This window comes from Arcanobacterium hippocoleae (assembly GCF_040360365.1).
GTDB lineage: Bacteria > Actinomycetota > Actinomycetes > Actinomycetales > Actinomycetaceae > Arcanobacterium_A > Arcanobacterium_A hippocoleae_A.
Genome location: NZ_CP136412.1, coordinates 1,932,555 through 1,958,698, shown reverse-complemented (window position 1 = coordinate 1,958,698; position 26,144 = coordinate 1,932,555). Strand labels below are relative to the sequence as shown.

General features: G+C 49.3%; 25 protein-coding genes and 1 pseudogene. 12 read left to right on the top strand and 14 right to left on the bottom strand.

Annotated elements, in window-relative coordinates:
• Nucleotides 1–443: 443 nt before the first annotated feature.
• From RQN30_RS10115 to RQN30_RS10095, 5 genes are read right to left on the bottom strand one after another with little or no spacing between them, the layout of a single operon-like run.
• Nucleotides 444–632 (bottom strand): hypothetical protein, encoded by a 189-nt coding sequence (locus RQN30_RS10115; protein WP_353060369.1) that lies wholly within the window; start codon nt 630–632, stop codon nt 444–446.
• Nucleotides 587–1,459 carry a hypothetical protein gene (locus RQN30_RS10110; protein ID WP_353060368.1) on the bottom strand — a complete coding sequence of 291 codons (873 nt, stop codon included), beginning with the start codon at nt 1,457–1,459 and terminating at the stop codon, nt 587–589. Before RQN30_RS10110 ends, RQN30_RS10115 begins: the two co-directional genes overlap by 46 nt.
• Nucleotides 1,429–1,764 carry a hypothetical protein gene (locus RQN30_RS10105; RefSeq protein ID WP_353060367.1) on the bottom strand — a complete coding sequence of 112 codons (336 nt, stop codon included), beginning with the start codon at nt 1,762–1,764 and terminating at the stop codon, nt 1,429–1,431. Before RQN30_RS10105 ends, RQN30_RS10110 begins: the two co-directional genes overlap by 31 nt.
• Nucleotides 1,765–1,814: 50 nt before the next feature.
• A complete protein-coding gene (locus RQN30_RS10100; RefSeq protein ID WP_353060365.1) occupies nt 1,815–2,099 on the bottom strand; it encodes a hypothetical protein in 285 nt (94 codons plus the stop codon).
• Nucleotides 2,096–2,770, bottom strand: a complete 675-nt coding sequence (locus RQN30_RS10095; RefSeq protein ID WP_353060364.1) for a hypothetical protein — start codon at nt 2,768–2,770, stop codon at nt 2,096–2,098. The genes RQN30_RS10100 and RQN30_RS10095 overlap by 4 nt, the downstream gene beginning before the upstream one ends.
• 625 nt (nt 2,771–3,395) lie before the next feature.
• On the opposite strand from RQN30_RS10095, the pseudogene RQN30_RS10090 reads away from it, so the two are divergent.
• From RQN30_RS10090 to trpS, 4 genes and pseudogenes are all read left to right on the top strand, one after another.
• Nucleotides 3,396–4,165 (top strand): annotated as a pseudogene (locus tag RQN30_RS10090) (UvrD-helicase domain-containing protein); the annotation flags it as partial.
• A 347-nt stretch (nt 4,166–4,512) separates the two neighbouring features.
• A complete protein-coding gene (locus RQN30_RS10085) occupies nt 4,513–4,638 on the top strand; it encodes a 3'-5' exonuclease (protein WP_353061838.1) in 126 nt (41 codons plus the stop codon).
• Entirely contained in the window at nt 4,635–5,492 is an 858-nt protein-coding gene (locus tag RQN30_RS10080; RefSeq protein ID WP_353060363.1) for a 3'-5' exonuclease, read from the top strand. Before RQN30_RS10085 ends, RQN30_RS10080 begins: the two co-directional genes overlap by 4 nt.
• Before the next feature lie 91 nt (nt 5,493–5,583).
• Nucleotides 5,584–6,693 carry a tryptophan--tRNA ligase gene (gene trpS / locus RQN30_RS10075; protein WP_353060362.1) on the top strand — a complete coding sequence of 370 codons (1,110 nt, stop codon included), beginning with the start codon at nt 5,584–5,586 and terminating at the stop codon, nt 6,691–6,693.
• Between the two features lie 287 nt (nt 6,694–6,980).
• Here trpS and RQN30_RS10070 read toward each other — a convergent pair whose 3' ends face one another.
• On the bottom strand, nt 6,981–8,318 hold the full coding sequence (locus RQN30_RS10070; protein ID WP_353060361.1) for an immunoglobulin-like domain-containing protein: 1,338 nt from the start codon (nt 8,316–8,318) through the stop codon (nt 6,981–6,983).
• 230 nt (nt 8,319–8,548) lie between these two features.
• A complete protein-coding gene (locus RQN30_RS10065) occupies nt 8,549–9,445 on the bottom strand; it encodes a TIGR03089 family protein (protein ID WP_353061837.1) in 897 nt (298 codons plus the stop codon).
• Between the two features lie 189 nt (nt 9,446–9,634).
• On the opposite strand from RQN30_RS10065, the gene RQN30_RS10060 reads away from it, so the two are divergent.
• The 4 genes from RQN30_RS10060 to RQN30_RS10045 all read left to right on the top strand — a co-directional run bounded on the left by RQN30_RS10060 (nt 9,635) and on the right by RQN30_RS10045 (nt 15,395).
• On the top strand, nt 9,635–9,919 hold the full coding sequence (locus tag RQN30_RS10060) for a WhiB family transcriptional regulator (RefSeq protein ID WP_353061836.1): 285 nt from the start codon (nt 9,635–9,637) through the stop codon (nt 9,917–9,919).
• 327 nt (nt 9,920–10,246) lie between these two features.
• Nucleotides 10,247–13,639, top strand: coding sequence for a glycosyltransferase (locus RQN30_RS10055; protein ID WP_353060360.1), 3,393 nt, complete (start codon nt 10,247–10,249; stop codon nt 13,637–13,639).
• On the top strand, nt 13,639–14,532 hold the full coding sequence (locus RQN30_RS10050) for a DUF5719 family protein (RefSeq protein WP_353060359.1): 894 nt from the start codon (nt 13,639–13,641) through the stop codon (nt 14,530–14,532). Before RQN30_RS10055 ends, RQN30_RS10050 begins: the two co-directional genes overlap by 1 nt.
• A complete protein-coding gene (locus RQN30_RS10045) occupies nt 14,463–15,395 on the top strand; it encodes a DUF5719 family protein (RefSeq protein WP_353060358.1) in 933 nt (310 codons plus the stop codon). The genes RQN30_RS10050 and RQN30_RS10045 overlap by 70 nt, the downstream gene beginning before the upstream one ends.
• 66 nt (nt 15,396–15,461) lie before the next feature.
• Here RQN30_RS10045 and RQN30_RS10040 read toward each other — a convergent pair whose 3' ends face one another.
• Nucleotides 15,462–15,944, bottom strand: a complete 483-nt coding sequence (locus tag RQN30_RS10040) for a metallopeptidase family protein (protein WP_353060356.1) — start codon at nt 15,942–15,944, stop codon at nt 15,462–15,464.
• 189 nt (nt 15,945–16,133) lie between these two features.
• Here RQN30_RS10040 and RQN30_RS10035 point away from each other — a divergent pair, with 189 nt between their 5' ends.
• On the top strand, nt 16,134–16,520 hold the full coding sequence (locus RQN30_RS10035; RefSeq protein WP_491608729.1) for a DUF3499 family protein: 387 nt from the start codon (nt 16,134–16,136) through the stop codon (nt 16,518–16,520).
• Between the two features lie 209 nt (nt 16,521–16,729).
• Here the strand turns inward: RQN30_RS10035 and RQN30_RS10030 are convergent, their stop codons facing one another.
• Nucleotides 16,730–17,470 carry an RDD family protein gene (locus RQN30_RS10030; protein WP_353060354.1) on the bottom strand — a complete coding sequence of 247 codons (741 nt, stop codon included), beginning with the start codon at nt 17,468–17,470 and terminating at the stop codon, nt 16,730–16,732.
• Between the two features lie 139 nt (nt 17,471–17,609).
• On the opposite strand from RQN30_RS10030, the gene RQN30_RS10025 reads away from it, so the two are divergent.
• Genes RQN30_RS10025 through RQN30_RS10015 form a run of 3 tightly spaced genes read left to right on the top strand, consistent with a single transcriptional unit; the run spans nt 17,610 to nt 18,600 of the window.
• The gene (locus tag RQN30_RS10025; protein WP_353060353.1) at nt 17,610–17,744 is read left to right on the top strand and encodes a hypothetical protein; all 135 of its coding nucleotides are present in this window, start codon (nt 17,610–17,612) and stop codon (nt 17,742–17,744) included.
• A complete protein-coding gene (locus RQN30_RS12615) occupies nt 17,684–18,397 on the top strand; it encodes a stage II sporulation protein M (RefSeq protein ID WP_491608728.1) in 714 nt (237 codons plus the stop codon). The genes RQN30_RS10025 and RQN30_RS12615 overlap by 61 nt, the downstream gene beginning before the upstream one ends.
• Nucleotides 18,334–18,600 carry a stage II sporulation protein M gene (locus tag RQN30_RS10015; RefSeq protein WP_353060351.1) on the top strand — a complete coding sequence of 89 codons (267 nt, stop codon included), beginning with the start codon at nt 18,334–18,336 and terminating at the stop codon, nt 18,598–18,600. The genes RQN30_RS12615 and RQN30_RS10015 overlap by 64 nt, the downstream gene beginning before the upstream one ends.
• 179 nt (nt 18,601–18,779) lie before the next feature.
• Here RQN30_RS10015 and secA read toward each other — a convergent pair whose 3' ends face one another.
• The 5 genes from secA to RQN30_RS09990 form a co-directional block, all read right to left on the bottom strand.
• On the bottom strand, nt 18,780–21,596 hold the full coding sequence (gene secA, locus RQN30_RS10010) for a preprotein translocase subunit SecA (RefSeq protein ID WP_353060350.1): 2,817 nt from the start codon (nt 21,594–21,596) through the stop codon (nt 18,780–18,782).
• A gap of 356 nt (nt 21,597–21,952) precedes the next feature.
• The gene (locus RQN30_RS10005; protein WP_353060349.1) at nt 21,953–22,537 is read right to left on the bottom strand and encodes a polyprenyl synthetase family protein; all 585 of its coding nucleotides are present in this window, start codon (nt 22,535–22,537) and stop codon (nt 21,953–21,955) included.
• Between the two features lie 16 nt (nt 22,538–22,553).
• The gene (locus tag RQN30_RS10000; RefSeq protein ID WP_353060348.1) at nt 22,554–22,964 is read right to left on the bottom strand and encodes a polyprenyl synthetase family protein; all 411 of its coding nucleotides are present in this window, start codon (nt 22,962–22,964) and stop codon (nt 22,554–22,556) included.
• Nucleotides 22,961–24,568, bottom strand: a complete 1,608-nt coding sequence (gene nuoN / locus RQN30_RS09995) for an NADH-quinone oxidoreductase subunit NuoN (RefSeq protein ID WP_353060346.1) — start codon at nt 24,566–24,568, stop codon at nt 22,961–22,963. The genes RQN30_RS10000 and nuoN overlap by 4 nt, the downstream gene beginning before the upstream one ends.
• Nucleotides 24,565–26,124, bottom strand: coding sequence for an NADH-quinone oxidoreductase subunit M (locus RQN30_RS09990; RefSeq protein WP_353060345.1), 1,560 nt, complete (start codon nt 26,122–26,124; stop codon nt 24,565–24,567). Before RQN30_RS09990 ends, nuoN begins: the two co-directional genes overlap by 4 nt.
• Nucleotides 26,125–26,144 lie beyond the last annotated feature (20 nt).

Here is a 26,144-nt window from a genome sequence, read left to right as displayed (position 1 = left end):
AGCTTTCTGCAGCTATCTGGATTTCCTTGTATCTATATACTCTGTATGCTGCGGTGCGTCATTTAATGGCATTCATTTATGGCGGGAGCGCCGCTTTCGTCCGACGAAACAGCTGGTTAATAATCTTTCCCGGCAGCAGGATTTACCCAATCCTGTGCAGCTGACGGCATCATCTCTGAATTTATTTCACGCCGGGAATACCGTCGTTCCTGTAATCCTGCGGCCGGAACAAACACAGATACTTCCGGCGGCAATAACCGCAACTGAAGTTCTCGCCGCCGCTTACATAACAAAACCGTGTTTTTGCCAGCAGTTACGTAAAAGAAATGCAATTATGCCCGCCGGTTATGAAATGAAACAGAGTTCTCGCCGTCGGATATGCACAAATATCTATTCGGAAGCCTAACTCCGAAAATATCTCCTGATACTGCCGAAAAATAAACTCAGTTTCGGTTCGCAAAGTAAATTTGAATCGATGTACCGCCAATACGGGTCGGGGCGCCTGCCTTAAAAAGCGGTAAATTCTCACGCGGAGTTTCCCAATTCGAATCCCAAACAAGCTGGTAGTCAATCCCTCTGCCTGGCGCTAACTGCAGTTCAGTTTCCGCAATCGAACCATTAAGGACCAGCAAGACGTCCGCATCTTTCCGGTTACCCGAGCGAAGCATTTGAATTGTCCGCACTCCCCGTCGAACCATTTATAGTCAGCAAGCCGCTGCCCGAACGCGTCAAACCATTCAAGATCACGAATCTCATCGTCACCAAACTCGCCCGTATAAAAACTATCTGGACGGAATGTGAGATGTTCGCGGCGCAACCGCAAAAGATAGGAAACCGTCGCAAACATATTCTGCGCAGCTGCAGAATCATCCCAAGCCAGATATGAAATCTCACTATTTTGGCAGTAAGCATTATTATTGCCGTTTTGCGTCTTATAAACTTCATCACCGGCAGTAAGCATCGGCGTACCGGCAGCACAAATTAAAGTTGCAAGCAGATTGCGGACACTCTTCCGGCGCTGTTTTTCAATCTCCGGATTCGCACCGCCCTCTTCACCATGATTCCATGAGGAATTATTATCAGACCCATCACGATTATCTTCAAGATTGGCTTCGTTATGTTTCCGGTTGTAAGAAACCAGATCACGCATTGTGAAGCCGTCATGAGCAGTCACGAAATTAATTGCGGCATAAATTCCCCGCCCGCCGGGGATAATTCCATGACTGAAAAGATCAGCTGATCCGGAAAGCCGGGTCGCTAAATCACGCATATCATTTCCGATTCCGCCCGCTGCAATCCGCGCAGGTTCGCTCACCCAAAAAGCACGTACACTATTGCGGAAATGGTCGTTCCAATCCGCGCACGGAATTGGGAAATTTCCAGTCTGCCATCCATTCGGACCAAGATCCCACGGCTCATTAATCAGCTTCACATTGCAAAGTACCGGGTCAGTGGCCATCGCCCCATAGAGCGGGTGATGATGGTTAAAATTATCCCCTCACGGCCAAGCGTCACCGCGAGATCGAAACGAAAACCATCAACGCCCATCACTTCAACCCAATACCGCAGCGAATCAAGCGTCAGCTGGAGCACTGTGATGCGGCGGAAATCTAAAGAATTACCGCAGCCAGTAGTATCTTTCAACTCCCCGATTTGCCGCGAATTATGTCGATAGTAGGAAGTATTATCAAGCCCGCGCAATGAAAGAGTCGGCCCGTCGGCACCAGCTTCGCACGTATGGTTATAAACTACGTCAAGAAGCACTTCAATACCTGCAGCGTGCAGATCCTGGATTGCCTGTTTTACTTCGCTGATTACTGCCTGCGGTCCGGCTTGCTGCGCGGCAGCAGTAGCATAGCTTGGTTCAGGGGCGAAATAAGAAAGTGTGTTGTATCCCCAGTAATTTTCCAGACCTTTTTCGCCAGAAACGGTTCAGAGAACTTCGCATGAATTGGGAGCAGCTCGATTGCGGTAACTCCGAGTGTTTTCAAATAGTTAATCGTCTCAGGGTGGCCAAGTCCGGCATATGTTCCGCGAATTTCTGCCGGCAGCTTCTGAAAATTCTTTGTAAAACCAACTACGTGCGCTTCATAAATCACCGTTTTCCGCCACGGATTCCGCGGATAGGTATTTTTGCCGGCTCATCAATAACGACGGCACCAAGCGCCGCAAAAGGTGCAGAATCACGGGAATCTTGTACAGAAAAATCGCTCTTGCGAATCGGAGGATGCGGTTTGGGATGTTCTTCTGCCCGCTCTGCACCGAAATCAGCTGCAGTTCTTGCTGCTTTTTGATTTTCGGCCGCAGTTAGCTGATCATAGTTCTGATATCCGTATAGTGAATTGTCTAAAGTTGGGACCTGCCCAATTCCGCGCGCATACGGATCAAGGAGTACTTTTGCCGGATTGTGCAGCATTGCAATGCGCGGATCCCACTTTCCATGCACCCGGTACCCATAAAGCTGCCCAGGTGTTACACCGGCAACATGGCCGGCCCAGATACCCTGAAAACCACGAGCCAGCGGATATCTTTGCTCAATCAGTTTTCCGGTATCGGATTCGCGTTCAAAAAGACAAACTTCCACAAGCTGCGCATTTCCTGCACGAACAGCAAAATCTGCTCCGTTGCCGATCATCCAAGCTCCGAGACGAACCGGTCTGCCGAGCGGCCCATTTGATATCTCTTTATTCTCCCGCTCGACGGATTGCGTCTGTAAGTATCCGCCCACAGCAGCAGGAGCTTCAGCTTCGACTTGGAAATCCTTTTGCATCTGCGAAATAGCCTCGACCTTTCAATTGGGAAGATTCAACTCTTGAACCATAGCATATGGAAAGAAAGCCGAGACAGCACCAAATATTCCGTACTGAAAAACTTGTACCGCTGCAGTAATCGACTTTATTTCCCCGTTTATTCTTGCAGTTTTTAGTTAATTTTGCACCCGGCATAGATGTGAATTTGCAAAGTTATGTTTACCGGCATTCATATTCCGATCCGCAATCACATTTCAATACTGCACACATTTCACACAGACAGCGAATTATCTGCCGGGAAATGAACGGAAATTAAAACCGTGAACAGTACATCCGGAAAGCAAATTTTGCAAGAAATAAAAATTGCCGAATCTTTACAGCCAAACCGCGGGAAACAAAGGAACTGAAAGAAACAGCGGAACCGAGACAAACAGCCGCATAATACACAGTTTCTCCGCAAGCCAACCAGGATTTCCTGCAACCAGATACAATCATGCTGAATAGAATTTTGATAACTCAAGTCTATATGCAGCAAATTAGAATCTGCCCAGCAAAAATCCGCCGATAAAATCCGCTAACAGACAATAATCAAATGCAAAATTAAAACAGACAAAAACTGTGAATCTCAAAAAATGGATTATTGAAATGAACGACTTCTCCAAAATCTTACAAGCACAACTCGATTCATCCCAGCTCGCCGTCGCACAGACAATCCGCGGGCCGGTTTGTGTACTTGCAGGTGCGGGAGCCGGAAAAACACGCGCAATAACCTATCGAATCGCAAACGCAGTACACAGCGGAATTGTACAGCCGCAGAACATCCTTGCCGTTACTTTTACGGTCCGCGCAGCTGGCGAAATGCGGACACGGCTAAGAAACCTCGGGATTCAGGGGTACAAGTAAAAACTTTCCATGCCGCCGCTCTTGCACAGCTAAATTATTTTTGGCCGAACGCAATTGGCGGAAGAGTACCGGAAATAAAAGAATTTACTGCACCGCTAGTCTCACAAGCCGCAGCCCGGCTTGATATTCCAACCGACACTCCAACGATACGCGATCTTGCCGCTGAAATCGCCTGGGCGAAAGTACAGCTAGTTACCCCGGAAAATTATCCGCAGCGCGCCGCAGCAGCCGGGCATACCGAAATTGCCGGGCAGCTTCCGCAAAATATCGCACAACTAATCAAAGTTTATGAAGAAATCAAAACCGAACGAGCCGTAATCGACTTTGAAGATGTAATCCTAATCTTGATTGGGATAATACTTGACCGCCCGGATATTGCAAAACAGATTCGCGAACAATATAAATATTTCGTAGTGGATGAATATCAAGATGTTTCGCCCATGCAGCATCGTCTGCTCCAGCTCTGGCTCGGACCGCGAAAAGATATCTGTGTGGTAGGAGACATTTCACAGACAATTTATTCATTCGCTGGAGCAAATTGGCGGTATCTTGCAGATTTCACACACTATTTCCCAAATGCGAAACGCATCATCTTGAATCGAGACTACCGATCAACTCCGGAAATTGTGGAGCTTGCAAACAAAGTAATCAGCGAAGCCGAATTTGAAATCCGAAATAAAACTGCGGCGCATATCGAAACTTCCCGCAAAAATGACGAAAAAACTCAAACCGGCGCTGTATCCCTCGTCTCGGCAAGGACTTCTGGAAATCCCGTCGTTTTTCATAGCTACGCTGATGATACTGCGGAAGCAAAAGAGATTGCCGCAAAAATTAACACCCTGCAAAAAACGGAACTTCACTGCGTGATATTGCAATTCTGTACCGCACAAATGCGCAGTCAGCAGAATTCGAAACAGCGCTTAGCGAAGCAAAAATTCCGTTTACCGTACGCGGCGGAAAACGTTTTTTGAACGTCCGGAAGTGATTCGCGCAATGGTGGCATTGCGTTCTGCGGCACGTGAAGAATCACCTCAAACTGCGTCTAAACCGCTAAGTGAATGTATTGCCGGCGTACTCTGGCAACTCGGTTGGCGGAAAGAAGCACCCGCCGCACCCGGTGCAAGCCGCGAACGCTGGGAATCGTTGGATGTAATTCGGCAAATGGGTGAAAAATTCGCAAAAGAACACACTGTACAGCAAAGTTTCAGCGGCAGAACCGCACCCATTACAGTACATGCTTTCGTTGTTTATCTTGAAGATCGTGCACGCTTCGAAATTGAACCGCAGCTTGAATGCGTCACTTTAAGCTCGCTGCACAGCGCGAAAGGATTGGAATGGCCAATCGTATTTCTTGCCGGCGTAAATGAGGGGCTGCTTCCGATTTCACACGCCCGCACAGCTGCCGGAATTGCAGAAGAACGACGGCTATTCTACGTTGGAATTACACGCGCAGCTGATGAACTCTATATTTCATGTTCGAAAGCAAATATTAACGGCAAGAAACGAAAAGCATCACAGTTTTTGCAGCAAATTTGGCCGCGCGAGATTTCACGCTCGGCACTTAAACGCCGAAACGCCAAAGAGAATCAGATCCGTTTCCGCACAGAACACCCTGAAGCAATGCAGCTTTTTACCGCGCTATGCGAATGGCGCACAAACATTTCCCGTGCCGAAAATAAACCTGCATACACGATTTTTCACGATACTGTGCTGTATCGCATTGCAGCAGAAAAGCCGAAAAGTCTTGACGAACTCCGATTAATTAAAGGTATCGGCACAATGAAGCTCGCCAAATACGGTGAAGAAATTTTAGCACTGATACAATCTTTCCGGTTTTAGTGAGCTTGCCGTCGGCACTTCAAGTTCACTGTGCAGGAAGCTAAGATTAGGAACGTAACCGCGAACAAAACGCGAAAAGGAAATAGAATTCATGAGTTTAGATAATCAACAAACTGCTCTCGAAGATACCACTTCAGATGCATCACTGGCGCACGCCCGCAAGATCAGTTCCAAAATTAAAGCAGCAATTGCAGAGGACGCCAGCGAGTTTCGCGTTCTTACCGGAGACCGGCCAACCGGCAACCTGCATATCGGGCACTATTTCGGTTCACTGCGAAACCGGCTGGCATTACAGCAGGCAGGTGTGGACACATGGATTTTGATTGCTGATTATCAGGTAATTACTGACCGTGACACTGCCGATTCGATTCATGACCGCGCTTATTCGTTACTTACTGATTATCTTGCAATCGGACTTGATCCGGAAAAGACTACATTCTTTGCACATTCGCAAATTCCGGAATTGAACGAGTTAATGCTGCCGTTCCTTTCGCTGGTCACCGACGCTGAACTGCGCCGCAATCCAACAGTAAAAGCTGAATTTGAAGCCACCAACGGGCGTCCGATGTCTGCCCTGCTGCTTACTTACCCAGTACATCAGGCTGCCGATATTCTTTACTGTAAGGCGAATATTGTGCCGGTTGGGAAAGATCAGCTTCCGCATCTTGAACAAGCTCGCGTCATCGCAGATCGTTTCGAAGCAAGATACGGGCATGGATCGCTGCCGGGCCCGATTTTCCGCCGCCCGCAGGCTTTGCTTTCCGAAGCAGAATCGGTGCTCGGTTTAGACGGCATGAAGATGAGCAAGTCCCGCGGAAATACGATTGAAATTGGGATGAGTGCTGACGAAACTGCGAAGCTGATTAAAAAAGCGGTAACTGATTCTGATCGGAATATCACTTATGATCCGGTGAATCGCCCTGAAGTTTCAAATTTGCTGCTGCTTGCGGCGATGGCTGCAGACGGAGATCCGGTACAGATTGCCGCCGAAATCGGCAATGGCGGCGGCGGTACTTTGAAGAAAGTGGCAACAGAAGCGATTAACGAACATTTCGCTCCCATCCGTGCACGCCGCGCAGAACTTACTGCCGACCGCGCTTTCCTCACACAAGTACTGAAAAACGGTATTGCAAAAGCTCGTGAACAAGCTCAGCAGACGCTGCGTGAAGTACATGCAGCACTAAATATGCGCTACTACTAATTTTGATTTTCATTCAGGCTGTTGAAAATACTTTTAAAAACACTTTCAGCAGCCTGAAAGCAAAAAACAAATCGGAAGCTGATTTTGGATAAACCTAATCCGGAAATCAGCTTCCGATTATTTAATTTCCCTAATTATTATCTGGGAGAAATCCCATACCGGAAAAGCGGAATAGCTGCAGCTGTTTTCGGTTCTCTGAAATATTTGCGAAAATTTTGCGTCCGGAAATATGTTCGTATCTGCCGTCTTGCCGCACGATTTTCTGCAGTGATTTTCTGCAGTGAATCTTAATTCGCAATTGGATGATGCGCCGTCATTGAGCTCGGAGTTAACGGCAAGAAAGTGTATCCATTTTTCAAAGCCCAATCAATAAATTCCGGAATCGCATCTACCGTATAACCGTGGCTGTCGTGACAAAGAATTATCGAAACTCGTTTCCCGTGCACACCTGTTTTCATCGCATTAAGCACGCTCGCTTTAGTTGCACTGCCGGAAGCATCGCCGCTGGAGACGTTCCAATCAAAATAGACATATCCTTTTGCAGCACTTTGCTGTGCAAGCCGAGTCATAATTCCGGGTGAATACTTCTTGCTCACCGTATTCGAACCTCCGCCGGCAAAACGCATCAGCCGCGTATCTTGCCCTGTCAGCGCACGGATTGCAGCTTTCATGCGATCAAAATCTGCCCAAAATGCTTCATCTGAAGCATAAATCTGCTTGTAATCATGCGTATATGTGTGTACGCCGACGGCGTGCCCTTCCCGCGCCTCACGCCCAATCATCTCTTGCGGGGAATTTCCGGTAACAAAGAAAGTCGCCTGCACATTGCGCGCCTTTAATATGTCAAGCAAACGTGCCGTGTGAACGCTTGGACCATCGTCGAAAGTTAAATAGATGACCTTATCTTTTCCGGCTGCCGGATCGATACCGGCATTTGCAGCCGGCAATACTTTAACCTTCCGTACCGCCGTAGCTTTGTTCCCGCTGCCGTCGGTAACGGAATACTTCAGCTCATAGTCACCCGGCACCGCTAAATCAACTGTGCCTGCAGTCACAATTTTTGCGCTTAAATCGCCGTCAGCATTATCGCTTGCAGTGTATGCGTCCTGCCATTGCGTGCCGGCAGCAATCTGCACTGTTTCACCGCCAGTTAGCTGAATTTTCGGCGGCTGCGAATCTTTTACCGCGACAATTCGCTGTACTGTTTTATTTACGCCTTGCGCCTGTGCCGAATATTCAAGCACATATTCACCGATTCGCTGCGGGTTTACGCTGCCCGAAATTTTCACCGGCAAATCAGAACCGATAAAAGTCAGCACAGATCCTTGATATGCGGCGTGCGCACCCGGATCATTCCAACTCTCACCGTATTCAAGCGTAATCTTTTCACCGCCCTGTAAGCTTACCGTCACAATCCACTTGTTAATCATCACGACGGCAGCCATCACGACGGAGATTAATAGTAAAACACCAAGCACCCACCATAAGAGCTTCCTGCGCTTTTTCTTTCCATGTGTTTCAGCTGCAATGCGCTCACGAATTCCGTGCGCAGCAGCAGTGCTAACTTCTTCCAAAGTCTCTGGTGTTTCCGATTTGTGCTGTATTTCGGGAGATTTTTCATTCATTGCTGCGCCTGCACTGTTCTAACAATATTCACTGCTGTTAAATCCGGCATATCCGCCGCGCAAATTAAACAGCAAGAATCTGAATAACCTGCTCCTATTGTACCTTGTACGTTTTGCACCCAAAATAGTTCTGAAGAATGAATTAAAAATCTTTCCGCACTATTTTTCGGCGCCAAAAGCTGCAGCGAATTCTGAAAATCTGCAAACTACAAACTATTCCGGCAAAAGAATTACTTCGAATATTCACCGAATCCTTCTGATTTCAGCACCGATACCGGATTGCCGGCAGCAGTAATCACAAGCGGCGTATCGCCGTTAACCCATGAAGTCAGCACTGCGGTAAACATACCGCGAGCGCTGAAAGTCTGAAAAGCACAGCGCGCTGCCGCACTATCCTGTGCAAGAATCTCGGTTTCGGGAACAGCAGTAGGAAATCGGGCGGATATCCTATCAGGCAGCACCGTACTAGCTGTATTATCAGTTTTAATACCAGCAGTTTCCGTACCGTCGGCACACACAAAATCAGCCCAATTCGATTCAGTGAAGTGTTCTTCACTCAAGAGTACGTCCGGCTGCGCAATAACTTCTGCTTGCCCGTCCAATACATTATCTGGAAGTTCCCTATCCCAGCCGAATGCGAGACTCGCAAGATTCAATGCGATAATTTCGATTACAGCTTCTGCAGCGATTGCACTGCCTGCACCTGCAACCCAGTAATCAGGGCGGTCAGTGAGCAGCACGCATTCGCCTTCCAAAGCGGTCTCAGCGGTAAACGAATCTGATTTGCCGGAAATGCCAGCAGTATTACTATCCGCACCGATGTGAATAAGAGAATTTTGCCGATCGCCGCTAATAAAAACTATTTGCGCTCCAAGGAGTAATCCTGCACATGCCCACAGCGTACCTTTCCAGCTTGCCGGCAAGTCTATTACAAGTATTGATTCTTGCCCCAAATCGCATTCAAAACTGAGGTAATTTGCAATCTTTGAAAGGTGGTTCAAACAAACTTTTCCTGAAAGCTCAATCCGCTGATTTAATCCTTCTCCGCCATACCAGGTTAAAGCCGGCGACGGGCCGCGGAAGCTGAGAAATTCTGACAATTTCAGGGAATGTGAAGCTTCGTGCATAAACACAGTAATTTACTCTTTCGTCTTGACATTGGACATATTACACGCGTGTAATTTAAATAGTATGTTTTCCTGATGAGAGGTATCCACATGTGGCAAGAAGCTTCGGTCTCCGAGCTTGATGCTCGCCGGGCGGTTAGCTCAAAGACGCAGCGCCAAAGTTCGCGGGCAGTCCGAGAGCAAGCCCTGATGCAGGGTATTTTTAACCTGGGCTACGGCACCGCAGCTGCTGATGACCTTTCGTGGATGGAAGATGCGCTCTGCGCACAAACCGACCCAGACATATTCTACCCGGAAAAAGGCGGATCTACAGCTCCGGCTACTTCCATCTGTCAGGGCTGCGGTGTTCGCGCCGAATGTCTCGAATATGCAATCAAAAATGATATCCGCCACGGGATTTGGGGCGGAACTTCTGATAATGACCGGAAGCGTATTTCACGCGAACGGAAGCTGGCTCAGGGAAGCCGTCGTTAAGGCAAACTCTGGCTGGATTTAGAGCGGATTTAGTTAGGCATACGTGACAAACAAACTCGGCGCGGAAAACGAAACGGTTGACCATGAAAAGCATGAAAACGAGGTCAGCCCGAACAGTACCGAGCAAAAACAAAAATCACAGGAAATTTACTCCCGGCAGAGCAAAACGAATCCCGCAAAGACGGCTCTGCCTGCAGCCGATCGGCAAACAAAAGAGCTGATCAGGCTGCTGCTGAGGAAACTGCTGCACATACACTCCCAGCTGCGTTCACACCAGGTTTTCCGGCAGACCGCTCAGAATTAACGCATGACGCAGTAATTGCGATTGTGGTTTATTGCAACGAGCCGCTCGAATATCTTGCGCAAACTTTACACGCATTAGCGGAACAAACCTGCAAGCCGAATAAAATAATCATCGCTATTACCGAACTTTCAAATACTGCAGACGATTCAGTAAACTCCAATCCGATTGCTGAACTCTGCGCAAACGCACTTCGCGAAAGCGGAATTTCATACACGGCACTCACAGTCCGCAATGCGAAAAATTTTGGGCAAAGCGTGTCTGGAGCGCTTACAGAGTTCCAGACACATGCCGATTCTGCCGCAGCAGCTGCCGTACTTCACAGTAGCGGCACACCGTTAAATTCTGCTGAAAAAACCTGGATCTGGCTGCTGCATACCGACTCAGCACCGCTATCTGATGCGCTTGAATTCATGCTGAAAACCGGCGAAGATTCACAAATGATTGGCGCAATCGGACCGAAACAAGTCTTTTGGGATCCGCATGATGATGGATCTTATGACCTGCTCGAAGTTGGAATCAACGCTACACGCTCAGCACGGAGAGTACCAGAAGTTATTTCCGGCGAACGCGATCAAGGTCAGCTAGATCGGCGCGAAGACATACTTGCCGTCGGCTCTGCCGGGATGCTCATTCGTTATACGGTATTCACTGAAATTAACGGATTTAACCCAAATTTAGGACCATTCGGCGACGGACTCGAAATCTCTCGGCGGATCTGGTCTTCCGGTTATCGCGTAGTTGGATGCCCCGCTGCGCGAATTCGCCACGCACAGCTCTCGCTCCGCCGCGAACTCACCCATGCTGCCGGGCATACTGCGATTCCCGCAGGAATTCGTGTAACTCCCAGTTCGGAAATTTCCGAAAAGTCACTTGCAAAAAGCTACGGTGAACGCCGTACAGCACAGATTTTCAACTCACTGCTTGCGCAGCCGGGTGTGTTGCTGCCGCTGGCATGGATCGGATATATTTTTGGCGGAATTCCGCGGGCAATAGTTCGTCTTGCATGGCGTGATTTAACACGTGCCGGCGGTGAGATAAAAGCTTCCTTTGAAACGCTGCAGAACCTGCGCAGCATTATTAAAGGGCGGAATCAGATTGCCGGCACACGGGTAAATCAGAAAAGTCTTCGGAATCTTGAATCTTCTGCAAGCGATATTCGCCGCGCAAAACACTCGCTGCGGGAAGCAAATATCGAAGCAAAGAAAATGGCGCTCCTGCCAGATCCGCTCACGCTCAAAGCCCAGCAAGATTTAGCCCGGCATCAACGGCGCGGAATGTTTTATGCTTTCCTTTCTGCGCTGATAATCATGTGCACACTGTTTATTCCATATTTCGCTGCAGGTGCGCTTACCGGCGGACAGCTTACCGCCGATAACGCCGTCGGCACAGACCTGTGGAATATTATCCGTAATTCGTGGATGATTTCCGGCGACGGAATACCGAATACTGTTGATCCGCTCTGGATTTTATACTTACCGATTTTGCTTATCGGACAACCATTCGGAATTAACCTCGGATTAGCCGTAACTTTCACGCTTTATCTCACTCCGGTGCTGGGCACGCTCAGCGCATATCTTGCTGCAGGAAGATTCACCCGTTCATGGATGATTCGCTATTTCATGTCACTCCTTTGGATACTCGCTCCCGCATACATCGAATCCCTGCACACCGGAAGAATCGGACCGGCACTGGTTCACGCACTGCTCCCGCTATTTGCCTGGGCATTTATCGGCGCGCTGCGCAAACGCCCCGGAGGAATCGGGATTGCAGCGCTTATACTCGCAGTGCTTTCTGCAAGTGCTCCGGTTTTTCTCCTTCTCGGGATTGTTTTATCCCTCTTTACGCTGATTTTTAATCATCGCTTCAGCTGGATCTGGCTTCCAGTCCCCGCAATAGTCTTGCTGCTGCCGCAGCTCATCACACTCAGCCAAGACACATTCAGCACTTACTTTCTTGCAAATCCAGGCATTCCGACGGCAAATTATGCTGCTGGGATTGATATACTCCGCGGTTACACCACCCTTGCATTTAACCTGCAGCATTGGACGATTATTGGTTTTGCCGCGCTCGCCGCACTGTATGTGATTGCGCTGTTTGCACTGCTGCGAACCGGTATTATCGCACGCTATGTCAGACTGGGCTGGCTGATTATTATTCTTGGCATTACAGCCGCCGTCGGAACACTATATGTTCCGGTACCGGGAATAGATTCGCTCGGACAGCCGATTTTGAGTTCGCCCTGGCATGGCACATTCGTCTCAATCTCCTGGCTCGGGCTTTTTATCGTATTAACAGCAGGAGCACACGGATTAAGAACTGCACTGCGCGCACGCAGCTTTGGCTGCGCACAGATTATCGGCGGCGGATTTATGCTGCTGCTGCCGTTTTCCTTAATCGGGCTTTTCGCTGTCTCCGCCGGAATCCAATTTAATCCTTCCGGGCAGGTACTCTCCGCAGCCAACACACAAGTACTTCCAGCTATCGCCGAAACATACATTAATTCTCCCAATCGTTCACGTGTACTTGCACTCCACGCAGTAAATTCCCGCAAACCGGCCGGCGCCGGTGAATATCAAGCCGAGTTGTGGCGCGGTTCGGGAATTGCACTGCACGAGTACACAATGGCTGCGAACACAATCCGCCGGATCGGAAACCGGAATGATTCAGCTTCACAAGATTTGGCGCAATCTGTAGCGAACCTGCTTGCAGCTTCCCCGGATGCCGCTGCACAGCTGCAAGCACATGGAATCGCCGTAGTACTCTTACCGCCTCCCGCGGATTTTGCACTCACTCGTTCCGCAAACTCTGCAGGCAAGCGAATAACCGGAATGGAAAGTGAACGCAAAACTGCATCCGCAAACGCAATCGACGTGCTTGGCGCTAATTCCGCAGCAGCTTTTGCAGACCAGATTTTTCCAAGCACAGCTGCACGTGACAATTTGGCAGCGATACTCCGCGCTGTCCCCGGGCTTGAATATGTGACGGAAAATGAAACTGGGATGTTTTGGCGGGTCGTGCCAGAAACAGGATTAAAGATTTCTGCGCGGGCTTGGATTAACACCGATACTGCAAACTCCGGCGAAAATCCTGGTGAACTGCGTGCAATTGCTTCTCAACCTTACAAAATCGAAACCAGAGTGGAAACTCTGCCGCGCACCGGAACAATCGAACTTGCAGAACGCGCCGGTAACAACTGGCATGCAGCACTCAACGGTACTGAGCTTACAAAAACCCGCAGCGCCAACGGTTGGGCCCAGGCTTGGGATTTAAGTTCTATCTCCGGAGAAAGAGCCGGAACCCTCACAATTTGGTATGAGAACCCGATTCATGGCTGGATTATCTCTGCTCAGCTTTTAATTGGGGTAATTTCGCTTGTAGCAGCCCTCCCGCTGCGCAACCGAAAGAAGAGCGAATAATGGCGAAACGAATCAAACATTTATCCAGCGGAATTGGGATTCTCGGCCTGGCAGGCGGAATAATTTTCGGCATCACGCAGCTTCCCGCACCTGACACAAGCCGTCCTGCTGCTTTCCGCCCCTCATTAATATCGGCTGACGGCGGGACAATGAATCTTATTTGTACTGGAAATGTTCAGGCTTTGTTTCCCGCCGGTGCAAGCTCCGAAGCAGTTTCCGGCACGCAAGAGGCAGCTATTGAATCTGCGGCCAATGGGATTGCATTTGCGGAAGAAGATAATACTTCCCAAAATAGAATCTCACTTGGAGACACTGCAGGTTTCACCTGGCATAGTGCAGCTGAATCGCAAGATCAATCCGCAAAAGGAAAAATTATTGATTCTCCCGTTTTTGGTACCGCTACTGGGCTTGCCGCGGGCGAATTTTCCGGAATGAGCGGAGTGCTCGCATTAGCTCGGGATGAAATTACTGCCGGTGCCGTCGGTGTTTTTAATTCCCATCGTGCTGTTGCCGGAGATTTACGCGGTCTCGCCACGAATCCATGCGTTTGGGCAGAAAATTCGGCATGGTTCGTTGGGCTGCAAGCCGGTGTCGGAATTTCAAATCAGTTACGGATTGTGAATCCGTCGGCAAATCCGATTGTCGTAACCCTCGCCGCGTTCAACTCTCTCGGAAAAGCGCCGGCAGGAGCAAACGCAAATGTTGCGCTTGCCTCCGGCGAGATAAAAACGATTTCACTTGATGGAATTTTACGTGCCGATGAGCGAATCGTATTGCATTTAAGCAGTGCTAATGGCTTTTTGGGGCGGCAATCGAAAGCAATATGCTCGCGGGGATCACACCGCGCGGTATCGACTTTATCAAGCCGTCTGTTTCCGGAAATATGCTTGTAATTCCGGGGCTGTACCTTCCGCCGGCAAAGAGCGCCGCAGATGACAGCGGAAAACCGTTAGTAGATTTATCCGACGGCACCGATATCTCAACTCCGGATACACCGAATATTCCGCCGAATATGAGTGATTCCAGCGATTCTCAAAGCACCCAATCGGATCTTGTCGAACCGAATTTTACTGCAAACTTGCGGATTGCAAACCCGAACGATACGCCGCGCGAAGTTAGTATTTATACTGTGCGCGAAGGTGAAGCGCCAACTATTCTTCCCGGTGGTGAAAAAGTTCGGCTCACGCCCGGATCTGTACTTGATCTTAGTCTCGACGGATTGAAATCTGGAGGTTACACGCTCCAACTCGCTGCTGATGGAGAAATCACTGCCGGTGTGCAAATATCCTCTGGAATCGCAAATGCGGCTAGCGATTATGCCTGGATTGCTGCGCAAAATCCGATTACTTCCGGAGTAGCCGGATTCGCATCCGGGCACGGTGTGCTCACGGTGAGCACTTTTGAAAACAGCACAGCGAAAACAGGTGCGAATGCCGATGTAAATACCGGAACAGCAGGCAAAACAGTTACGGGAACCTGGACTGCTTTTGATAAAAACGGTCAAAAACTTGATTCTGCCCAAATCCGGCTCTCTCCCCAAAGGGCGCAAACACAAACTCCGGCTGCTCCCGCAGCTGCCGCCGCCAGCATTGCGCTCCCCGAAAATACTGCTTTTGTGCATTTTTCAGCTGATTTCCCGGTCTATGCCGGGGTTGAGGTAAGTGAACAGCTCGGCGAAACACGCCTAATTGACTGGATTCCGCTCACTGCCGGGATTAGTGATGCCGGAGAAATCGCTGTAAACATCAAAAACTAGGCGGCGCAAATTCCTCCTGGCAAAATTTATCCGCTGAAATAAAACCTGCTTCTAATTTCCTGCTTCCTATTTCAGCAGGTAATCGATTTTCTCTGGGAGAGTATCGAGTGCTGCCGCGATTTGATTTGTGACCACACCGTGAATAAATAGCGACGGACTCGGTTCGCGCCGGGCTGCCATCATAATCGGAAGCCGATAAAACAATAACCGGCCATGTATTTTCGCCGGGCGTTCGAACGGCAGAAAGCGTCCAAGCGGTACGCCGTCTTCCCACGGTGCAAGATCATTTTGCGGAACATCAAGTACCGCAAAATCAAACTTATCAAGCTTTTTTCCAAGATAACGGCGGTAAGTCCCGATTTCGTAGGAGATAATATCGTCGAAAATATCAGCGCGGGTCCGCCACGCCGGTACAGCCGCCGGAATTACCGGACCGCGAATTCCGCGTCCGTGACGATCACGGCGTTTAATTTTCATTCCAATTCGCGCTCCCGCTCCAATCTGCAGCCGCGGATTATTTACAGCTTCTGTCTTTGACTGATCTTTCACATCTTAACCTTACCCTACGCTAGTATCGCCTTTAATTTCCGCCTTGCCGATGCAGCCGGAGAACAGGATGTTAACGGTTATCATGCAAGCAAAATTCGCGAACATTCATGCCGAGAATATAGGATTACTTCCATGGGACATATCCGCCGTTGCTCAAGATCACGCTGCCAATCACCGGCAGTGGCTACAATGACGTCCAGCTATAAGCAAGCGACAGCAGTAATCGGTCCGCTCTCTCCAACACCGCAGCCTGGTGCGCTCGATTTTTGTGCCGATCATGCGCTGTCTGTAACCGTACCTGTCGGCTGGCAATTAGTTCGTTTAGTAACCGAATTCCAACCCGCCGAACCGTCAACGGATGATCTTACAGCTCTTGCTGATGCAATCCGGGAAGCGTCGCGGCGTGAAGCTCCCGCGCCGAAACCAGCCCGGCGCGATATTCCGCGCCCAAACGCCGATTTGAATGTGCGCCCTGATTTTATTCGCCGCCGCCGCGGAGAACATCCAAGCAATCAGAAAAATACTTCCGAAAACAGGCCGAATCTCGAAATTATCGACGGCGGACAAGAAAACTGAAAGAATCGATTTTCCCTGTCCGCAATGCAGTGATTTTCATTTAATATTCACAAGCTTTCAAATCAGGGCAGAGCAGCGAAAAATAACGCTAACACGCAAAACGATTCAAAACTTTAACTGCTGCACACGATGCATAATTTTCTTTTGCACCTGCATTTCCCGTTCATTATTCGCACTCTCGATTTCGAAACGAATCAGCAGCAGTGCTGCTAAAAATCTTCCGGCGGCGTACTCCAAGGAGCTGGCGGAGAAACATACTTTTCAGCAGCTGCCGCGAGTATCATTGCCTGACTTTCACGCGCCGGTACAGTAAGTTTTTTTGCCTGCTTAAAATGATTCACAATATTTAAATGAAGCCCAGCTGGAATTGAACGAGTCTGCACACTCTGCGCCCACGGGATCAGCTGCGGCGGCATATCCAGTTTTGGTTCCGGCAATGCACGCCGCGGCCAGCGAACCACATATGTGCCGGCAACCATATCTCCGATCCGCTGCGCACGTTTCGAAGAAAAGATTGCAGCTACTGCCGCAAAGCCCAATGTTATCCAGATTTCAAAAATGCCAATCATCGCCCGGATAAAAGCTTGCCGTGCAGTAATCGTTCCGCCGTCCAACCGCACGATCCGCACCCTGAGAAGCAGCTTTCCAAGTGAAGAACCACGGCTGAGCGAAACCACTGTTGCTGGGAGAATCCAAATATAGAAAGCCAAAAGCGAAATAATAATCGCCTGAGATACTGCAAACGTATAGTTATTGAAAGAATCGCGAGCTAAATACAGCGTACCGATTAAACATAATATGTAAAGCAAGAAATCAATTCCGCCGGAAACGATTCGTGAAAAAGCAGTGGCTGCAGGAAGCTCAAGCACCACAGCTTCACCTGTCACAATCTCATCAGCAGCTGCCCCTTGAGCCGCAAATTGCGGGGTGTGATTCAAATTCTTCGGCATGCCTTGAGTTTATCCCATTTCCGCTTTGGAAGCAGCGCTGCCAAAATCAGAAAGCTGCTTCAGATACAACTTCAGATACAATCGGGTTTTCTTTCCAGAAATGTAGCGTTTCTCCAGATAAATATGGCAAAGTGGAAATGTGGATTCATTAGCATTTGCAAAATCAAGAAAAGCTGACTGGAAGCGCCTTGACTCACTGGCAAAAAACGGAGCCTGCGCGGCGAAGAGGCAGATGAGTTTTACCGGCTCTACCAGCGCACCGCTGCAGATTTAGCATACCTGCGGGCAAATGCCCCAGATCCCGACCTAATACTTCGCCTTTCAGCGATTCTTGGGCGTGCCCGTTCAAAACTCACTGCCAAACGGACATCGCTTCCGGAAGCTCTGAAACATTTCTTTTTCGCCGCGCTCCCCTACGCATTTTACCGAATCCGCTGGTGGTCGCTCACTTCCACACTGCTGTGTATCAGCGTCTTTATCGCAGTGCTTATGTCACATATTCTTAACCCAAATCTTATCGCCGCACTTGGATCCCCGGAACAGCTCGACCACTATGCCAAAGTCGCTTTTGAAGCTTACTACTCTGAATATACCCACGCTGATTTCACAGTGTTAGTATGGACAAATAATGCTTGGATTGCACTGCAATGCGTGGCAAGCGGAGTAACAGGTATCTTCCCGTTATACGTCCTCTGGTCAAATTCAGTAAGTGTCGGGCAAGCCGCAGCCGTTCTTTCCTCCCGTGATATGCTCGGAGAATTTTTCCAGCTAATTGGTCCGCATGGGCAGCTTGAACTTTTTGCAATTTTTATTGCCGGAGCAGCTGGAATGCGGCTTTTCTGGGCATGGGTGCGCCCAAAAATATGCCGCGCACCCGCGCGCTTGCAGCAGAAGGAAAATACACGGCACTGGTCGGTATCGGATTAGTTTTTATCCTGCTCATTTCCGGACTAATTGAAGGATTCATTACACCTGCCAATCTGCCGTGGCCAGGAAAAATTTTCATTGGAACATTAGCTTTTGCCGCCGTCGTCTTTTGGTTTATGTATTTTGGACGCAAAGCCGCAAAACAGGAAAGCAGCCTCCGGGAAACAGTTTCCGAAATCGGCTGGACTGTCGAATATGCTTAAACCTCCCGATAAGCTTTCAGTTTTTGCAGTCATGATTGCTTGCAGTGAAAACAGCTTCCGGTAATTATTCAGTACGAATTCCACGGCAAGCCATTCTGCAGCTGATATGAATTCGGCTCAGGAACTCTGAAATAAGAGTTTCCCGAGCCGAATCCATATCCTGCTAATGCCTTAAATTATCAATTTCTCCGTGCGTTACGCTTTGCTGCCCGGCGCTGCTCGCGATTCATCGGCTGGGAAGAAGCGTCACTGCCACTATTTTTCGCGGTACTCACCCCAAATGCATTCTTTCCCGAATCGGAACTATTTTGATTTGCACTGGAAGAATACTGCATTTGCGGACTGCGGTCTGTATTTTTCACTCCAAGCATTTCCCGAGCCATCTGTGAAGCTGTCTTGCTCGGGGCGCCTGCCGTCAGCGCAGCCTGTGCTTGCGCCTGTGATTTTGCCTGGATTGCAGCATGATTCGCAGCAGCCGCTTCTTGCGCTAACCGCGCTTCCCGCTCTGAAGGCAGCTCAAAATTAAAGAGGAACTGCACTGTTTCAGAACGAATCGCATCGTTCATCGATTGGAACATTTCGTAACCCTCCTGCTTATACTCCACAAGCGGGTTCCGCTGCGCCATTGCACGCAGACCAATACCTTCTTTCAGATAATCCATCTCATACAAGTGTTCGCGCCACTTTCGGTCAAGCACATTGAGCAATACCTGGCGTTCTACTGAACGCATAGTTTCCGCACCAAGCTCTTCCTCACGATCGGCATAAATCTCGTGCGCATCCGTTTTCATCTCGTCAAGAACTTCACTTCGGCTCAGATTACGCTGCACGCCTCCATGCGCTTCCAGCAATTCAGCTGGTGTAAATGACGGATTATAGTAAGAACGCATTGTGTTCCATAGCGAATCAAGATTCCAGTCTTCGGCAGCACTCTGCGTCTCAGCCCGCACTACATCTTCCACAGTAAAGTCAATAAAAGACTGAATCTGCGATTCAAGATCTTCACCGTCGAGAATTCTTCTCCGTTCCTCATAAACCACGGTCCGCTGCTCATTCATCACGTCATCATATTTCAACACGTTCTTCCGCATTTCCGCATTGCGAGCCTCGATTGCCGCCTGTGCCCGCTGAATCACCCGTGAAAGCAGCTTAAAATCGAGAACTTCATCTTCCGGCCCATTGCGGAATGGCTGAATTGCTCGATTACTTGCAAAAAGACGAAGCAAATCGTCGTCAAGGGAAAGATAGAATCTGGATTCACCCGGATCGCCTTGCCGCCCTGAACGCCCGCGTAACTGGTTATCAATACGGCGGGATTCGTGCCGCTCCGATCCGAGTACGTACAGACCTCCCAGCGCGGTAACCTCATCATGCTCCGTTTTTACGGTCGTTTTTGCTTGTTCAAGCACTTCCGGCCAACGTGCTTCATACTCTTCAGAATTTTCCTGCGGATCCAAACCAAGCTTTTCCATCATTGCCAGCGCAATATGCTCAGCATTTCCGCCAAGCATAATATCAGTACCGCGCCCAGCCATATTCGTCGCAACAGTAACTGCACCTTTTCGTCCAGCCATTGCCACCACTGCAGCTTCCCGCTTATGCTGCTTCGCATTCAAAACTTCATGCGGAACATGAGCTTTCCGCAGCATTTCGGAAAGCCGCTCTGAATTTTCCACAGAAGCGGTACCGACCAGTACCGGCTGCCCTTTCAGATGGCGCTCTTTAATATCGGCGACAATTGCCCGGAATTTCCCAGCATCCGTTGGATACACCAAATCTGTCTGATCAACACGAATCATTGGCCGGTTTGTTGGAATCGGAATTACGCCGATATCATATGTGGAAGCAAATTCCTCAGCTTCTGTTTCTGCTGTACCCGTCATTCCGGAAAGCTTGTCGTACATCCGGAAGTAGTTCTGCAAAGTAATCGTGGCAAGAGTCTGATTCTCGGCTTTTACTTCCACATGTTCTTTCGCTTCAATCGCCTGGTGCATCCCTTCGTTGTAGCGTCTTCCCGGAAGCACACGGCCAGTATGTTCATCCACAATCAACACTTCGCCGTCGGCGACGATATAGTCCTTATCGCGGGTAAAAAGCTCTTTTGCTTTAATCGCATTATTTAAATAGCCAATCAGCGGCGTATTTACTGATTCATACAGATTGTCGATACCGAGATAATCCTCAATCTTATCGATACCCGGAGCAAGTACACCGACGGTCCGCTTCTTTTCATCAACTTCGTAATCAATATTGCGTTTCATCTGCAGCACTGCTTCAGAGAATGCCTGATACCACTTATTCGCATCTCCTTCAGCCGGACCGGAGATAATCAGCGGAGTCCGTGCTTCGTCGATAAGAATCGAATCAACCTCATCCACGATTGCAAAATAGTATTCGCGCTGGACAAGCCCGGAAACATCGTTTGACATGTTATCGCGCAAATAATCGAAACCGAACTGATTATTCGTACCATAGGTAATATCACAGGCGTATTCGTGCCGCCGCTGTTCCGGAGTAAGCCCGTCGGTAATACAGCCGGTTGTCATTCCCAGGAACCGGTAAACTCGCCCCATTAGCTCGGACTGATAGGAAGCGAGATAGTCATTGACTGTCACTACATGTACGCCGCGTCCTGGAAGTGCGTTGAGATATGCAGCAAGAGTAGCGACGAGCGTCTTTCCTTCACCCGTCTTCATTTCGGCAATATTCCCTAAATGCAGCGCTGCTCCGCCCATAATCTGCACATCATAGTGCCGCTGCCCAAGAGTGCGCCAAGATGCCTCACGTACTGCGGCAAACGCTTCCGGAAGCAAGTCGTCAAGACTTTCCCCATCGGTGTAGCGCTTCCGAAACTCAGTAGTGAGTGCACGCAAATCTTCGTCGCTAAGCGCTTTCATCTCAGGCTCAAGGAGATTTACCTGCTCCGTGATTCGCTGCAATTTCTTTAGGGTGCGGCCTTCGCCTGCACGAAGAACGCGGTTCAAAATGTTGCGCACATTATCTCCTTGAAAAGCTTCGTTCCGAGGCGCTTGCATGTTTTAAATACCGACGGCAAAGATTTTCACATAAATACCGGCGGCCGTTCGCAGCAAACACCTTTGTGCTATTTTTTTCAGACTTCTGGCTCATTCTAAAGCAAGAATGAGTTAATTTTGAACTTCTTCACCCAGTGGTGAACGGAATCTAACCAAAGTGCCTTTTCGTAACTCCCGCAGATTCTTTTTCAATCCGGATTCCACTTATGACGAGACAATCAGTATCAGCAACTGAGAGATATCAGTTTGGGCAGTCAATACAAATTCCGCAAAGTTATCTGCGCATTAACTATCCAAAACCACTATCCAAGCAGAAACTATGCCATCCGCTGCACCATCGCATGAGCAAACCCGGAAAAAGCATCTTTCACTGCACCTTCCGGCAAACGTGCAAGATAACTGAGCGCATCATCAGCCCACTGCGCTGCTAACTGTTTCGTTTCCGCCACTACGGCATGGGAACGAAGCTGATCTAATACAAGATTCAGATTATCCGCTGCACTAATTTCACCGCTATCGAGCAGTTCAAGAATATTTTTTCCGTCCTGGTCAAGCGTGCCTTCCTGCTGATGTTTACGCAGCAGCAAAGTTGGCATTGTCGCAACATTTTCCAGCAAATCAGTACCCGGAGTTTTTCCGGTCAGCGCAGAATCTGAAATCAAATCAATCACATCATCAGCTAACTGGAATGCCACCCCCACACGTTCTCCATATTCGGCAAGATCGCGTGCATCCTCCTGCGATCCGCCGGCAGCGGTTACGCCATGCCAGGCAGAGAGCGCAATCAAAGATCCGGTTTTTCCGGAAAGGACATCTAAATAGTGCGCAATCGGATCCGCCCCATCCTGCACACCGGCAGTCTCACGCAGCTGCCCAATGCACAGCCGCTCAAACGCTTTCACATGTGCTTCCACCGCGTCAAGACCAACGCGAAGTATCGTTGCAGATGCACGGGAAAAAGCACATCTCCAGCCATAATTGCGGCCGAATTCCCATACAGCCGCTGTGCTGTCGGCACACCCGCCGAAGCGGCGCCTCATCCATCACATCATCATGGTAAAGCGAAGCCAAATGTGTAAGCTCTACCGAAAGCGCCGCATCAAGCACTCGTGAATCATTCGGATTCGGACCAAGCTGTGCCGCCATAAAACAGAGCAGCGGCCGTAAACGTTTCCCTCCAGCAAGGGCCAGATGCGCCGTAACATTGTCGGTAAATGCGTCACTGCCGCTCACAACCTGCGCCAGCTGCGCTTCCACAGCTTCCATTTGAGCTGTAATCTGCGCAGCCAGTTCAGGATGTTCTGGAAAAATTGTATCTATAAAACTCACGCAAACGATCCTTGAATCAATGAAAGCACGGTATCAGGGAATAACCCGAGCACAAGAGTGAGAATGAAAGCGATCACGATTGCGGAAATTACAAAACCTTCGGAACGAATCACTGCAGTGCCGGCAGCCGGCTCCTGGAAAAACATTAGCTGAATCATCCGGAAATAGAAGAAAGCCGTTGCAGCCGAAGCGAGAACCGCAATCACAACTAAGATTACCGATCCGCCCATAATCCCGGCTTTGAACACTTCAAATTTCCCAATAAAACCTGCTGTCAGCGGAATCCCGGCAAACGAAAGCAGGAAAACCGTCATCGCTGCAGCCAGCAGCGGACTGCGCTTACCTAAACCAGCCCAATATGAAAGGTCAGCCGCTTCGCCAAGAATATTTCCGGCCGCATCTTGCTCCCGCACAAGTGTCACAATTGCAAAAACACCAACCGTCGCCGTTCCATAAGCAATCAGATAGAAAATTATCGCAGAAATTGTTCCGACATATGTTTCTACTGTCATTGTTGTGAGCTGGATGGCGCTAATGGCAATCAATACAAACCCGGCGTGCGCAATTGAAGAATAGGCAAGCAAACGTTTCACATTATTTTGTACTAAACCGGAAACTGTACCGACGAGAATCGTCGCAATAATCACAATCCACAAGAACAGGCGCATATTTACTTCGACCGGGCCGGCAATATATACGCAAACCCGAATCAAAGCGATAAAAGCAGCCGCTTTCGTCGCTGCAGCCATAAAACCAGTAATTGGAGTTGGGGCGCCCTGGTAAACATCAGGGGTCCAAGCGTGGAACGGTACCGCAGCAACTTTGAAAAGCAAACCAATCGTTACCATTACCGCACCAATAGTGAGCAGCTGTTTTCCGGCTCCTTGCATCATCGCGAGATTTACAATTTCCGAGAAACCAAGTGAACCTGTTGCACCATAAACAAAAGCTGCACCCATCAGATAAATCGCAGAAGAAAATGCACCGAGGAGGAAATACTTCAAAGCAGCTTCCTGCGAAAGCAACCGCCGCCGGCGAGCCGTCGCACAGAGCACATAGAGCGGAAGCGACAAAACTTCAAGCGCAATAAACAGCGAAAGCAAATCAAATGCAGCAACAAAAGCCATCATTCCGCCGGTTGCAAAAAGCGCAAGCGGGAAAATTTCGCTTTGCTCATAGCGAGCCGCAATATACTTGCGCTCCGCTAACGTTCCCGGCTGGGTTGCTGCGGAAGCCGCAAACGCCCCTTCATGAGTTTCACTCCGATCAGCAATCACCAGAAATGAGAGGAAAGCAATCAGCAAAATCGTGCCCTGTCCAAGAAGCGTGAACGCATCTTCAACAAACGAAACTCCAGTAATCCCGCCCTGACCTTGAACAAACGACAAAGGAGTGGTGTTAATTCCTTGCTCGCCATGCGCAAGACTCCAACGCCAAACTACCGCCACAAAAGCGCATAACAAGACAATCAGCGAAAAAATCACTTGCCATGGGCGGCGAATTTTACGCGGAATAAAGGATTCAAATAAGGTCCCGATTACTGCCCCGCCGAAAACTACTAAAAGCGGTAAAAGCGGCTCCCATGTTATTTGCGTGAAATTCACTTTTCGCTCCCTTCAATCGTCTCTGCAGCATTCTCGGCAGTGCTGCCGGTATTCGAAGCTTCCGCTGCTGTCTCCTGAATATTAACAGTACTCTCCGCAACCGGATTCACTGCATTCAGCACTGGCGCCGGATAGAACCCTAAGAAAAGCATTGCCGCAAGCAATACACCCATTACCGTTTTTTCAACACCGTTCAAGTCTGCTGCTGCTTCTGCCGGTTTAGGACCGGTAAACACCCGCTGATACGGAAGCAAAATATATACAGCCGCAAGCACCACACCAATTACTGCAAAAACTGCAGCCGCCGGAGCAACTGAATATGTTCCCATCAACACCAGATATTCCGGAACAAATCCGGAAAGACCAGGAAGCGCGATTGTTGCCAATCCGACCATGAAAAATACTCCGGCAAGCACTGGAGTTACCCGCTGCCAACCGCCATAACGGGAAATCAGCGGCGAACCGCCGCGAAGCTCAAGGAAGCGGACGATGAAAAACAATCCTGCTGTTCCCACGCCATGTGCTGCCATGTAGAGAATCGCTCCCGACATTGCAATCGCCGATCCGGAGAAAATCCCCATCACCATGAAACCGAAATGCGACACTGAAGTATATGCGACAAGACGATAAAGGTTATCGGAACTAATCGCCATCAGCGCACCCCAAAGAATTGAGATGATTGCAAATACCATAATCACCGGTGCAGCATCCTGCGCAGCTTGCGGGAAAAGCGGCAGACAAATTGCAATCATTCCGTAAGTACCGAGTTTATCAAGCACGCCCACAAGCAAAGTAGACGTGCCGGCGGGAGCTTCCTGTGCAGTATCCGGAAGCCAGGTGTGCACCGGCCACATCGGAGCTTTAATTGCGAACGCGATAAAGAATGAAAGGAAAATCCACATTTGCGCTCCGGCCGGAATCTGCAGACCTTCAGCAAGCAAATCAATGCTGTAACCGCCGGGACCGCCAGGCCCGTAAAGATAGACAGCAATTACACCAACGAGCATAATCAGCCCGCCGAGCAGCGAGTAAAGCAAGAACTTCATCGCGGCGCTCTTCCGTTCCGAACCGCCGTAACGCCCAATAAGGAAGTACATCGGCACGATCATCACTTCAAACAGGATATAGAACAAGAAAAGATCCCGAGCAGCAAAAAGCCCAATCATAATTGCTTCAAGGAACAGAATCCAGCCAAAGTATCCGCGGGAATTTTCCCCGTCGAATTCGTCCCAAGAAGCGAGAATCACAAGCGGAACAAGGAAAGTTGCGAGTGCAATCATCACCGCACCCATTCCGTTAACTCCCCATGCAAGTGACACGCCAAGCTGCGGAATCCACGAATGAGTTTCCGCTAACTGTACCGTGCCGGCATCCGCAATTTGAAAGTCACTATACAGTGCGGTGAGATAAAGCACGAAGATAAAAACTGAAAGCGCAAGAGCGACGGACTTCGCCACTTTCGCAAATGACTTCACCAACGCGAGCAGGAGTGCGCCCGCTAATGGGAGAAGAACTAAGATTGACAGCCACGGTACGGCTGCTGTTGCTGATTGCATTTTCTAATTACCCTCCCGTA